Raw genomic sequence first — 13,666 nt, forward strand, 5'->3', positions numbered from 1 at the left:
CCGCCCCAGACCCCGCTCCTCAAACGCCGGAGGGGCTGGTTTTCAGGGGCGCGGGGCTGTGACATCAGCGGCTCCGCCGCGGGGCGCGACCGGCCACGACGGCGGGACAGCCGAACGAGAGCCGACGGCAGTCTTTCGGGAAGGGGCGGGGTGGGGGGGGAGAGCTAGAGCTCGAGGAACGCGAACAGTTCCTCCCAGGCCCGCAGGATCTCCTCCTCCGAGAACCGTTGGACGTTCCGCCGGGCCCGGTCCCCCATCGCGTCCCGCATGCGGGGGTTCCCGGTGAGGCGGAGCAACCGGTCGGCGAGGGCCGCGCTGTCGCCGGGCGGGGCGAGGAGCCCGTCCTCGCCGTCGCGGACGATCTCCCGCACCCCGGGCGCACAGTCGAACGCCGCGCAGGGCAACCCGCCCGCCATCGCCTCCATGAGGGCGAGCGGGAAGCCCTCCCCGCGTGAGGACTGCACGAAGAGCGAGGCCCCGGCGAGCGCGCCGGGCACGTCGTCGGTGCGGCCCGGCCACTCCACCGAGGAGTCCAGGCCGAGCCGCGTGCACTGCGCCCGCAGGTCGGCCTCCTCGACGCCCGCCCCGTACACCCGCAGCGTCCACTCGGGCCGCGAGGGCGCGACCAGGGCCCAGGCGTCGAGCAGCATGTCGATGCCCTTCTGGTCGTGCAGCCGGCCGATGGACGCGACGACCTTCTCGGTGCGCGGCGAGGGCGAATCCGGCAGATGCGCAAGGGCGTTGGGCATGAAGCCGACGTTGTGCAGGCCGTCGGCGATCCAGTCGTCGGCGTCCTCCTGGGTGAGGGTGAGCCAGCGGTCGACGTGCGGATAGCTCTGCTTGATCCAGCGGTAGCGGTGGCAGGCCTTGGTGTACGCGTACGACTCGTGGCTCATGCCGATGACGGTGAGGCCCGCGGTGTCGGCGGCGCGCACCCACTCCATCGGCCAGACCTGCGTGACGATGACGACGCCGCCGGGCCGGGCCGTGCGGAACAGCGCGGACAGCTCGTCCACGGCCCGCTGCCGGTCGGCGACGCGCGCGGCTTCGCGGCGGCGTTCGGCGGGCCGGAGGCGGCGCAGCCCGGTGCGGCGGCGCGGGGCGGGCGGGTGCGCGGGGTGCAGGGCGGTCATCGGGTAGCCGAGCGGCTCGGGCAGGGTGAGCTTGAGCTCGGCGGGGTGCACGCCGAGGGTGTGCACGCGGTGGCCGTGGGTCTGGAACAGGCGGGCCATCTGGTGCATCCAGGCGGTGACGCCGCCCAGTTCGTCGGTGCAGTTGGAGAACAGGAAGATGTCCCGCTCCCGGACGTCCACTGCGGTGGTCATGCTCGATCCCTCCTGCCGAACAGGGCGTCGACCACGGCGCGCGCGGACCCGCCGTCGTCATGCGTACCGAACTCCGCGGCGAACTCCCGCCGCCGCTCCGCGTGTTCGGCGTCGGCGGGCTTGAGGTCCGCGAGGGTGCGCAGCAGCTCGTCCTCGGTCTCGGCGACCGGGCCCGGCGCACGCTCCCGCAGGTCGAAGTAGCTGCCCCGCTCGGCGGCGTACGCGTCGAGGTCGGGCGCGAACAGGACGATGGGGCGGTCCAGGAGCGCGTAGTCGAACATGATCGACGAGTAGTCCGTCACCAACACGTCGGCCAGGCACAGGAGTTCGCTGACGTCGTGGTGGTCCGAGACGTCGAAGAGCGTGCCGGGGGCGCACACGGGAAGCTCCGCCCGCTCCATGTAGTGGGCGCGCACGAGCAGCGCGCACTCGTCGCCGAACTCCTCCGTGAACCTCCGCACATCGAGCAGGAGTTGATGGCGTCGGCCGTCCTTGGGGGCGCCGCGGAAGGTGGGCGCGTACAGGACGGTCTTCTTGTGGTCCGGGATGCCGAGCCGGGCGGCGAGCGGGGGGCGTGGGAAGCGGCCCTCGCGCTCGTCGTGCGCGCGGGCGGCGACGAGCCGGTCGTTGCGCGGGTAGCCGACCGGGAGGAGCTTCTCCCGGGGCAGCCGGTAGGCCTCGGCGAGGGTGCGTACGTCGTGCTCGGAGCGGACCAGGAAGTGGTCGAAGCGGTCGACGGCGCGCTGCAGCTTGTCCCGCTGCGGGGTGTTCTGCATGCGGACGCGCGTCTCGTCGAAGCCCATCCGCTTGTAGGCGCTGCCGTGCCAGGTCTGCAGGTACGTGGTGTGGTCGGGCTTGGCGAGGGCGTGCGGGAAGCCCTGGTTGTCGACCCAGAACTCGGCGCGGGCCAGGGCCCACAGGTACCGCCAGGACCAGCGCCGCACCAGCTTCGCGTCGTCCGGGAAGCCGGTGGGCGAGGAGGCGTAGGACCAGGTGGGGCGGACCTTGCGGCGGTCGACCCGGTGGCCGCGGGCGCGCAGCTCCTCGTGGACGGCGCGCGGGCTGTCGCCGTACGCCTTGCCCATGTGGGCCTCGAAGACGGCGGAGCCGCGGCGGACCGGCAGCTTCACCAACAGCCTGTTGTAGACGCGGGTCTTGACGGATCCGGAGTGCAGCCGGTCGCGCTTCTTCCGCAGCGTCTTCAGGAGCTGCCGGGCCTTGCGGGTGGGCCGGAAGTGCGTGACGTACGTGGTCAGGCGGCGGAGCGTGCGGGCCGGGCGGCGGCAGGCCTGCAGTTCGAAGGCGAGGTGGTTCCCGGCGGTCGCGTACGGCAGCCAGGTGTCGGCGGAGAGCCGTCCGGCCAGGCGCGGTCTGGCCGGGAAGCGGCTGCCCTTGCCGACGACCTCGCGCTCGGCGAACACCTCGGCGAGCGCGCTGTCGCCGCCCGCGGTGAGCACGATCCGGGTGTCCCAGATCCGCTCGCTCATGCCGCGTACGGGAAGCAGCGCCGGGTCGACGCGGAGCCGCCAGCCGAGCCGCTCGCCGTGGTGCACGGCCTCGTCGACGGGCAGCCGGAACACCCGCTTGCCGCCGCGAAGCCGCAGTTCGAGCTCGACCTTCACGTCGGCGGCGGCCGGGAGCTTGTCGAGGGGCAGGACGATCTGCCCCTCCAGGCGGAGACGGCCGGCTTCGGCGGCGCAGCGGGTGAGCCGGTTGAAGAGCCTGAGACCCTTGAACGGGCGGTGCTGGTGGCCGAGTTCGGTGAGGTCGGTGGAGGCGAAGCCGGCGGTCTCGGCGTTCCAGTGGATCCGTCCCTCGTGCTCGGCGAGCGGCGAGACGACGGTGCCCGGTCGGGCCAGGGCGTACGCGGCGGCCTGCACGCCGTCCGCGTCCCCGGCGGCGAGCAGGGCCACGCAGATCCGCTCGTCGGGCGGCAGGTCGAGCCAGCGCTCCGGGTCGATGCAGGCGGTGAGGCGGGCGTGTGCCTGGGCGGCGAGCTCGGCGCGCTCGCCGCGGGGCAGCCGCAGGAAGCTCCGGGCGAGCGGCAGCAGATGGTCGACGACGAAGGCCCGGTCGCGGGCGTCGCGCAGGCCGGTGAGGCCGCGCCGGGCCAGCTGCAGGCCGATCCGCCCGGACGCCTCCAGGAGCGCGGGCAGGTCGCCGCCGTGGTCGGCGGGGGCGCGGTGCGTGACGATCAGGTTCGGGACGAGGGTGATGCGGCGGGCGGCGAGCGCGGCCCGTACGCCGAAGTGCACCTCGCTGCGGGAAAGGTCCTCGGCGTGCCTGAGGGCGTGCCGGTCCATGGCGTCGCGGCGCAGGCAGAACCCGCTCACCAGGGCGTCCCTGGTGACGAGTTCGGGCGCTTCGGCGAGGTCGGTGAGGGTGCGGGTGCGGGCGTGCAGGGCGTCCTGCCAGTGCGGGCCCTGCTGCTTCCCGCCTCCGGCGAGGCGGGTCCAGCGGCCTGCGACCAGGTCGGCGTCGGTGCGCCGGGCGGCCTGCAGGAGGTTGCGCAGGGCGTGCGCGTGGAGGCGTTCGCCGGCGTCGAGGACGAGGACGTGGCGGCCGTGCGCGGCGTCGAGGCCGAGGTTGCGCAGGACGGCCGGGCCGCGCACCTCGGGCGGGGCGTCGATGACGCGGACCCGGTCGGGGTGGCGGGCGGTGAGGAGGGTCGCGGTGCGGCGTACGTCCGCGTCGGTGCGGTCGCCGACGAGCACCAGCTCGACGGAGCGGAGGCTCTGGCCGAGCGCCGATTCCGCGGTGGCGGTCATGGCGTCGGGGTCGCTGCCGAGGGTGACGATGACGCTGAACTCGGGGGTGTTCACGGCCGTCCTCCGTTCTGCACGAAGTCCGCGACGCGGGCGGCGGCGCGGCCGTCGTCGAGGTCGCAGTACGTCTCCCGGAACGCGGCGTGGGCGGCGGCGTGCCCGGCGGTGGCGGCGAGCGGGTCGGCGAGGGCGGCGAGGAGTTCCTCCTGCCCTGCGACGAGCGGTCCCGGCGCCTTGGTCTCGAAGTCGAAGTAGAAGCCGCGCAGGGTGTCGCGGTAGTGGTCGAGGTCGTGGGTGTGGAAGATCATCGGCCGCCCGGTCTGGGCGAAGTCGAACATCAGCGAGGAGTAGTCGGTGACCAACACGTCACTGATGAGCAGGAGTTCGGCGACGTCCGGGTAGCGGGTGACGTCGCGGACGAAGCGGCTGCCGGGGATGGTGCCGCCGACGAGGTAGTGGCGGCGGACGAGCAGGACGTGCTCCTCGCCGAGGGCACGTTCGGCGGCGGCGAGGTCGAGCTGCAGGTCCAGCCCGTAGCGCCCGCCGTTCTTGGGCTGGTTCTCGCGCCAGGTCGGGGCGTAGAGGACGACCTTGGCCTGCTCGGGGATGCCGAGGCGTTCGCGTACGGCGGCGGCGACCTTGGCGCGGTCGGGGGCGTGCAGCAGGTCGGCGCGCGGATAGCCGTACTCCAGGACCTCGCCCTCGTACCCGAAGGCGCTGCGCAGGACGGGGGTGGAGGCGCGGTTGGGGCTGACGAGGGCGCTCCACTGGGCGGCGCGGCCGGGGAGCGTCGCGATGTAGGCGGGGTCGGCGGAGACGCTGCCTGCGACGTCCCGGCCGATGCGCTTGAGCGGGGTGCCGTGCCAGGTCTGGACGACGGTCTGGCCCTCGGCGCGTTCGAACCACTGCGGCAGCTGGGTGTTGGTGACGATCGCCCGGCAGCGGGCGAGGGCCTCGTACCACTCGGCGCTCCACAGCACGACGGGCCGAGCGCTGGGCGGGACGACGGCCTGCTGGTCGCGGACCACCCACAGGTGCTCCAACTCGGTGTCGCGGGCGGCGAGTTCCTCGTGGACGGCGCGCGGCGAGTCGGAGTACTGGCGGCCGTCGAAGCTGCTGTAGAGGACGGCCTCGCGGCGCGGGGAGGCCCGCAGCTCCTGGTAGCGGGCACGCAGTTCGCGCTGGCGCACGGCGCCGCGGTCGGCTTCGGGCAGGGCGCTGCCGGAGGCGATGAGGAGCCGGTCGTGGGCGCGCCGCTCCAGGCGGAACTCCCGCCCGCCGAGCTCCCGTACGAGCGGCAGGGCCTGGTGCTGTCCGGGGGCGACGTGCATGGGCAGGGCCTCGCCGACGCCGCCCGCGGGCCGGAAGTACAGGTACCAGCGGCCCTCGGCGAGCGGCAGCTCCCCGGCGAGCCCGGCGACGGCGGCCGGGGCGAACGTGGCGTGGAAGCGCCCGTCGTGCAGCTGGACGGGCAGCACGATCTCCTCGTCGTGGCCGCTGTGCCTGAGGACCAGGTCGACGTTTCCGGCCCGGAGGGCGGGGAAGCTGCCGCCGACGGTGAGTTCGCCGTCGGCGTCCCAGTCGAGGGTCTCGGCGATGGGGCGCACGGTCTGGTCGCGCAGCTCCAGGTTGCCGCTGGAGTTGGCGGTCAGATACAGCTCGCGGCCGGGGCGCAGCGCGTAGCGGCCGGACGGCAGCGTGTCCCGGGCGCCCACGGGGACCCTGCCGCCGTCCGCGTGCAGCAGGTACGCGCCCCAGGGCTCGGCCTCGCGGGGTTCGGCGTCCGCGCCCGGCGTGAACGCGGTGATCGGCACACGCGCGGTGAACGTCCGCCCCTGAGTGGGCAGTTCGACGTCTACGCCCTCCTTGGAGTGCCAGTTCTCCACCCGCAGGCGCATCCCGGTGACCGGCTCCAGGAGGCTGCCCTCGAAGACGATCTCGTCGCCCTCCTGGCGGTGGCCGGTGAGCTGGGCGAGGGTGCGCTCCACCTTCAGCTGGAGCCGGCCGCGGTTCAAAACCGGCACTACGCGCGCGTGGTCGTCGATGTAGTGCACGGCGGCGGGCGTGGTGCCGCCCGGCATCCGGAGCGGTCCGCGGCGCGGCGCCCCGCCGCCGAGCACGGCCGTCTCGGCCTGCCAGACGGCGCTGCGCCGCCCGGTGAGCAGCTTCCGCGGGTCGACGACGGCCTCGAACCCGGCCCAGTCGTAGCGGTGCAGCCCCTGCCGGGAGGCGTAGGCGGCCTCGCGCTGCACCGTCGTACGCGTCTTCAGCGGCACCAGACGCCGCTTGCCGAGCCGCAGCCAGACGAGCTTGACGCGCCCGGCGAAGCGTCCTGCGGGGAGGTTGCGGCAGTAGGCGAAGCCCTTCAGGTGGAGCTTGCCGTCGCGCCATTCGGCCCCGGAGATCCGGGTGACGAGCGGGAGCTCGGATCGTTTCAGCGCCGCCACGTCGCGGGGCAGTTCGCGCTCCAGGACCGGGTAGTCGGCCCGCCGTCTGCGCAGCCCCCGCACCCGGAACGCGCCGGGGTGGCCCTTCTCGTACGCGAGGAGGGCGAGGACCTCGTCGAGGCGGCGCTCGATGACGAGCTGCCACTTGACGCGCAGGTGCAGGGGCAGCGCGGTGAGCACGGAGCGGTCGACGGCGGCCGCGAATCCGCCCGCGTGCCGCAGGAACGCCTCGTGGTAGGCGGCGTCCCCCTCGGGCAGGACATCGAGGAAGTAGCGCAGGTCGGCGACGAGCACGGAGGAGTCGTAACGCCGCTTGCCCTGGGCCCACTTGGCGTGTTCCTCGGAGCCCGGCGCGGCGGCCGCGGCGCGTTCGGCGAGGAACGCGGAGGCCTTGGTGCAGGCGGCGGTGCGCTCCTCGACGGCGCGCGGGGTGGTGCGGCGGTTGGTGATGGAGCCGTCCCGGTCGCGCCAGAGGTAGACGGTGTCGCGCAGGACGTCCACGGAGGCGGCGAGGAAGTGCGCGGGCACGATGACGGGCGTGTCCTCGAACAACACCCCTTCGGGGAAGGCGAGTTCGTGCCGGTCCCAGAACTCCCTGCGGAACACCTTGTTGCAGGCGATGCGGTCGGCGAGCAGCGACCAGTCGCGGCTGACGTGCGTGCCCGAACGCGTCGCGCGCATGGGCTTCTTGAACATCCAGGACTGCTCGGCCCTGCCGTTCACCCGCAGCCGGTGCACGTTCCCGCTGACGAAGTCGGACCCGGACTCCTCCAGGGCGGCCAGCATCTTCTCGTACGCGTCGACGGGCACCAGGTCGTCGCTGTCCACGAAGGCGAGGTGGGTGCCGCGGGCGTGGGCCACACCGGCGTTGCGGGCCGCGCCGAGGCCGGCGTTCTCCTGCTGGTAGAGCCTGAACCGCGGGTCGCGCGCGGCGTGTTCGCGGGCGATGCGGGCGCTCCCGTCCGTGGACCCGTCGTCGATCATGACCACTTCGAGGTCGGTCATGGTCTGGCCCGCGAGCGACTGCAGGCAGGCGCCGAGGTAGTCCTCGACGTTGTGGACGGGGACGACGACGCTGAGGCGGGGTGCCATGCGGTGCACACGATCCTTCCGGGCGGCAGGGCTACGACGACGGGCCCTTCTACGGCCCTACGGGTTAACAACAGGCGGCACTTCGCACGGTCACCCCATGACGGCCGTTCGAGTGAAAATAAGCCGATCCCAACCCCGCGGCACTCACGCCGCGCGACCGGGACCGGCCCAACTCGCAGAGGAGAACTGGCTGTTGAGGCCGACCGTCACGGCTTGACGGTGATCCGCCCCTCGTCCATCCGCAGCAGCAGCAGCTGCTCGCCGGTGCGCTCCAGGAACTCGTCGACGGCCTGACGGGAGCCCTGCCAGTAGCCGTAGTCGTCGATCAGGAGGACGCCGCCGGGCGACAACCGGTCGTAGAGGTGGTCGAGTTCGTGCTTGGTGGAGGCGTACCAGTCGGTGTCGAGGCGCAGGATGGAGATCTGCTCGGGGGCCTCGTCGGGGACGGTCTCCTCGACCTTGCCGACGACGTAGTGCATCCGCTCCTTGGGGTAAGGCACCGTCTCGAAGCCGGACTTGACGTCGTCGAGGTCGGCGACGGCCCAGATCGGCCGGTCCTTGCCCTGGATCTCCAGGAGTTCCTGCGCGGGCCGCCCGTCGCGCCGCACGTCCACCTCGGTGGGCGGGGTCATGCCCTCGTACGTGTCGAAAAGGTACAGGTGGCGGTCGGTCGCGCCGAGCGAGAGCAGGGTCTTGGCGCAGGCCTGCATCGAACCGCCGCGCCACACCCCGCACTCCACGATGTCGCCGGGGATGTCGTGGGCGACGACGTGCCGGATGGCGAGGATGAAGGCGTTGAGCTTCTCCGGCGAGGTCATCGTCCGCGGCTTGACCTCGCGGATGATCGCCTTCGCCTCGTCGTCGTAGTCGTCCGGGAAGACCAGGCCCTTCGCCTTCGGCTTCGGCTTCGCCTTGGGGGCCGGCGCGGCGGCGCCCGCCGCCGGGGCCGGCTTCTGCGCGGGGGCGGTCGCGCGGGTCAGGTGGTATCCGGTGAGCTGCTTCAGTACGCCGTTCACTGCGTTTCGCCATGCCATGCGGCGGGACGATACGCGCGCGCCGCCGCCGATGTCACGTTTCGTCAATGAGCCCTTACTGTCCGTGCGGGGCACGGGTGTTGGGCTTCGTGGGCGCCGCGGGCTCGGGCACGGCGGCGGGCCTGCCGCACTGCGCGCGCGTGGCCAGCGGTTCGGGCGTCGGGACGCCCTCGACACCGCCGACGCGGTTGGCCCACCACCGAGTGGTGGCCCGAACAAAGGTCATGGTGAGCCGGGGATACGCCTTGGGCTTACGGAACACCCCCACGGTGTCCCCCCAGTAGGCACTCTTGGCGTCGATCCCCTTGTAGCTGTGCCAAATCCCCTTCATAGGCGGGAAGTCCGTATAAACCTCGACGAGTTCGAGCTTCGTGTACGCCGCGAGGGCACGGAAACCGTCCGGGTAGTAGCGCCAGCAGTCCTGCTGGTCGTGCACATGGCCGCGGGACGGGGCGGTGACGAAGGCGGTGCCGCCGCCGGGCCTGAGCACGCGGGCGATCTCCAGCATGGACGCCCAGAAGAACGGAATATGCTCGAAGGCCTGCCCGGACAGCAGGAAGTCCGCGCTGTTCGACTTCACCGGAACGCGGTACGGCTTGGCCATCACGCGGTCGACGTTGGGCCCGTCCCACACGTCGACCCCGCAGTAGTCGATGTCCCGCCCCTTCAGGAGCTCCTGGTGCGTGAGCTTCTGCCCGTCCGAGACACGTGACCCGAGGTCGACGACCCGCTGCCTGCGGTCGGTTGGCATGTACTCCTCAATGCAGAGTGCCATCTGCTCGTACGCGGACCTGTGCACGGCGCCTCATCCTCACGTCGACTGCGTTGCGCTCCTCAACGCCAACGCACGACACGAGGTCACGCCCACGAGCTTTCCCCGCCACGGGCGCCAGCCCCCGGACCCCCGCTCCTCAAACACCGGAGGGGCTAGCTTTCAGGGCTCGGGGAACTGCGCGCCCAGCCACAACGGCGCAGCGGACGAACAACGACCGGGGGCGGGGCTGGTTTTCAAGGGGCGCGGGGAACTGCGCAACCAGCCACGACGAAGCGGCAGACGAACAACGACCAGGGACTGGGGGGGGCGAAGCCCCCGACCAGGGGCGCGGGGAACTGCGCGATCAACGACGACGGCGCGGCAGACGAACAACGACCGGGATCCGGGGCGCAGCCCCGGCCTGAGCGGGGGTCGGGGGCGCAGCCCCCGGGGGCTGTCCGCCGAGGACTTCGGGAAGGGGCGGGGCGGGGAAAAAGCGCGCCGCACAACCCCCACCCCCAAAGAGGCGCAAAGTAAGCAGATGCGCCCACTCCTGGAGCGGCTAGCCGCAAGCCACCCCCGCGGCCACACCACCCTGCTGCCACCCCCCACCCACCTCTCCCTCCGGGACAGCCGAACCCTCAACCTCGCCCTGCCCCCACCGGAGCCCGTGGGCCGCGCCCACCTCGCCGTGTCCCGCGCGGGCATCCGCCACGAGGTCCCGTTGACGATGGAGCGACTGGGACCGGGCGGCGCCCGACTCCTCACCGCAACCGCCACCCTCCGCGGCCCCGCCCCCGACAGCCGCCCCGCCCCCGACGCCCCCGACACCCCCGACACCCCCGGCCTGCAACTGACCGATGGCATCTGGCGGTTGACCCTCGTGACGACCGCCCCGGAGGGCCGCGTACGCCGCCGCGGGTTCCCCCTCTCCCCCGAGCCCGCACCCCCGAACGAGACCCCGCTGCTGCCGCACGCCCCGGACCCCAGCACCGGCGCCCTGATCCGTCTCGTCCGCTGCCCCGGCGGCCGAGCCGCACTCCAGGTCGACCGCCCCTCGCCGCACGCCGAGCTGCTCCGCTTCGAACCGCGCCCGGACGGCGCCGTCCTCCACGGCCGGCTCATCGGGGCCCCACCCCACGGCTGGCAAGCAGAGGCCGTACGCCGCCGCGACGGCGCGAAAGCACCGGCCCAACTGACCTGGCAGGGCAGCGAGTTCACGATCCTCCTGCCGCTCGACGGCATGCTCGCGGCCGGCCCCGGCCAGTGGGTGTGGGGCTTCCGGCTGCTGCGCCCCGGCCACGGCCGGGCCCACCGCGAACTCCCGCTCGCCCGACGCCTCACCGACGTACGCGACCCGGCCGCCGCCTTCCCCGCACCGTTCCGCGTCTGTGCGCTGCCGTACGGCGCTCTCGCCCGGATCCGCCCCCACTTCACGGGGTCCGGCGCGTTCGCCGTGACCTGCCTCGAACTGACGGAGAGCCGATGAAGATCACGTACCTGCTCGCCCGCGCCGACGAGTCGGGCTGCGCCGAACGCGCCGCCTGCACCCAGGCCGGGCGTCTCGCCGACCGGTGCGAGGTCGAGGTCCTCTCGGTCTTCAGGACCCGGCCCGAGCCGTCCCTGCCCGAGGCGCGCGCCCTGCCCGTACGCCATCTGATCGACCGTACGACGAGCCCCGGACGGCCGCTGCGCCCCTGCACGCTCGACGACGCCGCCCTCGACGCGCTCGCCCGCCTCCCCACCGAACTGGCCGATCCCGCCGGGGAGTCCGGCTTCGACCGCCTCGCGGACCTCGAACTGTCGGCGGCGCTCGCCGCGCTCGACACGGACGTCCTGGTCACCACCTCACCGACGCTCCTCGCCGCGGCGGTGACGCACGCACCGGCCCGGGTGGCGACCGTGCACCAGCATCGCCGGACCGCCTCCCCCGTCGACCCGCTGCTCCTGCACGGCCCCCGGCTCGACGCCCTCGTCGCGCCGACCGAGCGCACCCGGCTCTGGCTCGCCGAGTCCCTGGGCGGGAGCGCGCCGGAGCTCGCGGTGATCCCGTACGCCGTGCCGGACGGGTTCCGCCCGTGCGCCGACGGCGAGGGCCGCGTCGTCGTACTGGCCGCGCGGCGCACCGCCGGGCAGCGCGTCGACCACGCGATCCGAGCCTTCGCGGAGATCGCCGACGCCCACCCCGACTGGACCCTGCGGATCTTCACCGACGACGGTCGGGCGTACGGGAGCCAGTCGTACGGAAGCCAGGCGTACGAGCACGAGTCCGAGCACGAGCTGCGCCGCCTCGTCGACGCCTCCGGGCTGCACGACCGGGTCCAACTCCTCGGCCCCTGCCGGGACATGGCCGCCGAGTGGGCCAAGGCGGGGATCGGCCTGCTGACCTCGGGGCACGACGAGACCGACCCGCCCGCCCTCATCGAGGCGCTCGCGGCCGGGGCCCCCGTGGTCGCGTACGACGTGCCGGGCGGGCCCGCCGAGATCGTCCGGCACCGGGTCGACGGGCTGCTCGTGCCGCCGGGCGACGTGCCCGCGCTCGCCGCCGCGCTGAGCTCCCTGATGGGCGACCCGGAGACCCTCCGCGACCACGGTCTCGCCGCGCGCCGCGGCGCGTACGAGCGCTTCTCCTCGGTCCGCGTCACCGGCCTCTGGGAGGAGCTCTGCACCCGGCTCGCCGCCCGCCGCGACCGCCCGGAGCGGCTCGCCGAACGGGCCGACCGGGTCGCGGCTGCCATCGGCACGGGCGGCTGCGCCTTCCGCTCCGCCGCCCCGCGGCCGGCCGGCCCGCTGCCGTCGGCGGACGAGTCCGCGCGCGAGAACGAGCTCCTGGAGCGCGGCGCGGCCAAGCACCTCGTCCGCTCGGCGGGCCGCCTGGCCGAGGAGCGCGACGACCTGACGCTGCCCGCCGCCGTCGACCGCAACCTCCGACTGACCACCGCGGCCCTGGAGTCGTACGCCGTCCGTTACCTCCTGGTGCGCACCGGCGGTACTGCGCACACCCTCGCCGTGGACGCCGACGAGCGCGGCCACGCCCTGAAGGCGCTCGCCGAGGCGACGGCGGGCGAGGCGGTCTACGCGGAGCTGCTCGGCCCGCACACCGCCGCCCCGGGCCCGATGCTCGCCGAGCGCCTGGACCGCGTGAGCGACGTCGGCGCGGTGGGCGGGGTGAAGGTCTTCCGGCCGGTGACCACATCGACGCGCTCCCTGCAGTACGGGGCGGACGCGGCCTGCACGGTGGCGTTCTGGTCGAGGGCGCGGGACGGCGGGCCGTGGCGCGCGCCGTTCGGCTCGACGCTCGCGGGCGCGGAACTGCCGGACCTGCGGCCCTCGGCGGAGCTGACGGCAGCCGGGCGCCGCTACCCCACCCTTCAGGTCTTCACGGAGCGCCTGGCGGGCGACGTCGACTTCCCGGTGGACGCCGTCTACACCCAGGCCAACAAGGCCCGCGGCCGCGATCAACTCCGTTACTTCCTGCGGTCGTTGACGCAGTACGCGCCCTGGATCCGGCACGTCCACCTGGTGACGGCGGACGGCCGGCCACCGAGCTGGCTGGCCCCCGACCACCCGGGCCTGACCGTCGTGGCCGACACGGACGCGGCTCCGGCCGTCGAGGGCCTGTCGGAGCACTTCCTGCACTTCTCCGACGGCATGTTCCTCGGCCGCCCCACCCACCCCGACACGTTCTTCCTCAGCTCCGGCCTGCCCCGCGTCTTCTGGTCGACGACGAGCGAGCCGCCGCTCCCCGAGCACAGCACCGAGCTGCTCGGCCGCACGCTCACACACGGCGTGCTGCAGGCCCCGTACGCGCTGCGCCGCAGCGTCCTGGCGGAGCTCGCCGAGCGCCGCCCGCCCTCCCTGCAGCAGCACTACGCGTATCTGACCGGCCGCGCCGTGCCCGGCACACTCGCGTACGAATGCGTCAACCTCGCCGACCGGGCGGGCCACGGGCAGCTCGGGCGGCTGCTGCAGTGCCGCGACAGGACGGCGTTCCGCATCGCCGAGTCCCCGACCGGTGCCCTCCCCGAACAGGAACGGACGCTCGCACTACGGGCGTTCCTCACGGCGTACTTCCCGGTGCCCTCGCCGTACGAGAGCAGGTCGAAGTAGGCGCCGCGACCGATGGGGTCGGGGGGGGGGGGGGGGGGGGGGCGGGGGCGCCCCCCCCCCCCCCCCCCCCCCACGCGGCCGCTGGCTTGGGGGCCGGGGCGGGGAGGGGAGAAAGCAGCGGCGCGGCGGAGCGCCGTCA

7 protein-coding genes are annotated in these 13,666 nt (G+C 73.7%); 2 read left to right on the forward strand and 5 right to left on the reverse strand.

The features are described from left to right. Window positions 1-164: 164 nt before the first annotated feature. The 5 genes from QIS96_RS34380 to QIS96_RS34400 form a co-directional block, all read right to left on the reverse strand. Window positions 165-1,325, reverse strand: coding sequence for a glycosyltransferase (locus tag QIS96_RS34380; protein ID WP_282546766.1), 1,161 nt, complete (start codon window positions 1,323-1,325; stop codon window positions 165-167). Continuing rightward, window positions 1,322-4,147, reverse strand: coding sequence for a bifunctional glycosyltransferase/CDP-glycerol:glycerophosphate glycerophosphotransferase (locus QIS96_RS34385; protein WP_282546767.1), 2,826 nt, complete (start codon window positions 4,145-4,147; stop codon window positions 1,322-1,324). Before QIS96_RS34385 ends, QIS96_RS34380 begins: the two co-directional genes overlap by 4 nt. Beyond that, the gene (locus tag QIS96_RS34390) at window positions 4,144-7,629 is read right to left on the reverse strand and encodes a bifunctional glycosyltransferase/CDP-glycerol:glycerophosphate glycerophosphotransferase (RefSeq protein WP_282546768.1); all 3,486 of its coding nucleotides are present in this window, start codon (window positions 7,627-7,629) and stop codon (window positions 4,144-4,146) included. Before QIS96_RS34390 ends, QIS96_RS34385 begins: the two co-directional genes overlap by 4 nt. A 206-nt stretch (window positions 7,630-7,835) precedes the next feature. After that, window positions 7,836-8,663, reverse strand: coding sequence for a TylF/MycF/NovP-related O-methyltransferase (locus tag QIS96_RS34395; RefSeq protein ID WP_282546769.1), 828 nt, complete (start codon window positions 8,661-8,663; stop codon window positions 7,836-7,838). A gap of 55 nt (window positions 8,664-8,718) precedes the next feature. Further along, complete coding sequence (locus QIS96_RS34400; protein ID WP_282546770.1) at window positions 8,719-9,462, reverse strand: methyltransferase domain-containing protein; 744 nt, start codon at window positions 9,460-9,462, stop codon at window positions 8,719-8,721. Window positions 9,463-9,958: 496 nt separating this feature from the next. On the opposite strand from QIS96_RS34400, the gene QIS96_RS34405 reads away from it, so the two are divergent. After that, entirely contained in the window at window positions 9,959-10,906 is a 948-nt protein-coding gene (locus QIS96_RS34405; protein WP_282546771.1) for a hypothetical protein, read from the forward strand. Continuing rightward, window positions 10,903-13,527: a glycosyltransferase gene (locus QIS96_RS34410; RefSeq protein ID WP_282546772.1), complete on the forward strand. Its 2,625-nt coding sequence runs from the start codon at window positions 10,903-10,905 to the stop codon at window positions 13,525-13,527. The genes QIS96_RS34405 and QIS96_RS34410 overlap by 4 nt, the downstream gene beginning before the upstream one ends. Window positions 13,528-13,666: the final 139 nt, after the last annotated feature.

The sequence above is a fragment of the Streptomyces cavernicola genome (assembly GCF_029968035.1).
In the GTDB taxonomy this organism is placed as follows: Bacteria; Actinomycetota; Actinomycetes; order Streptomycetales; family Streptomycetaceae; genus Streptomyces; species Streptomyces cavernicola.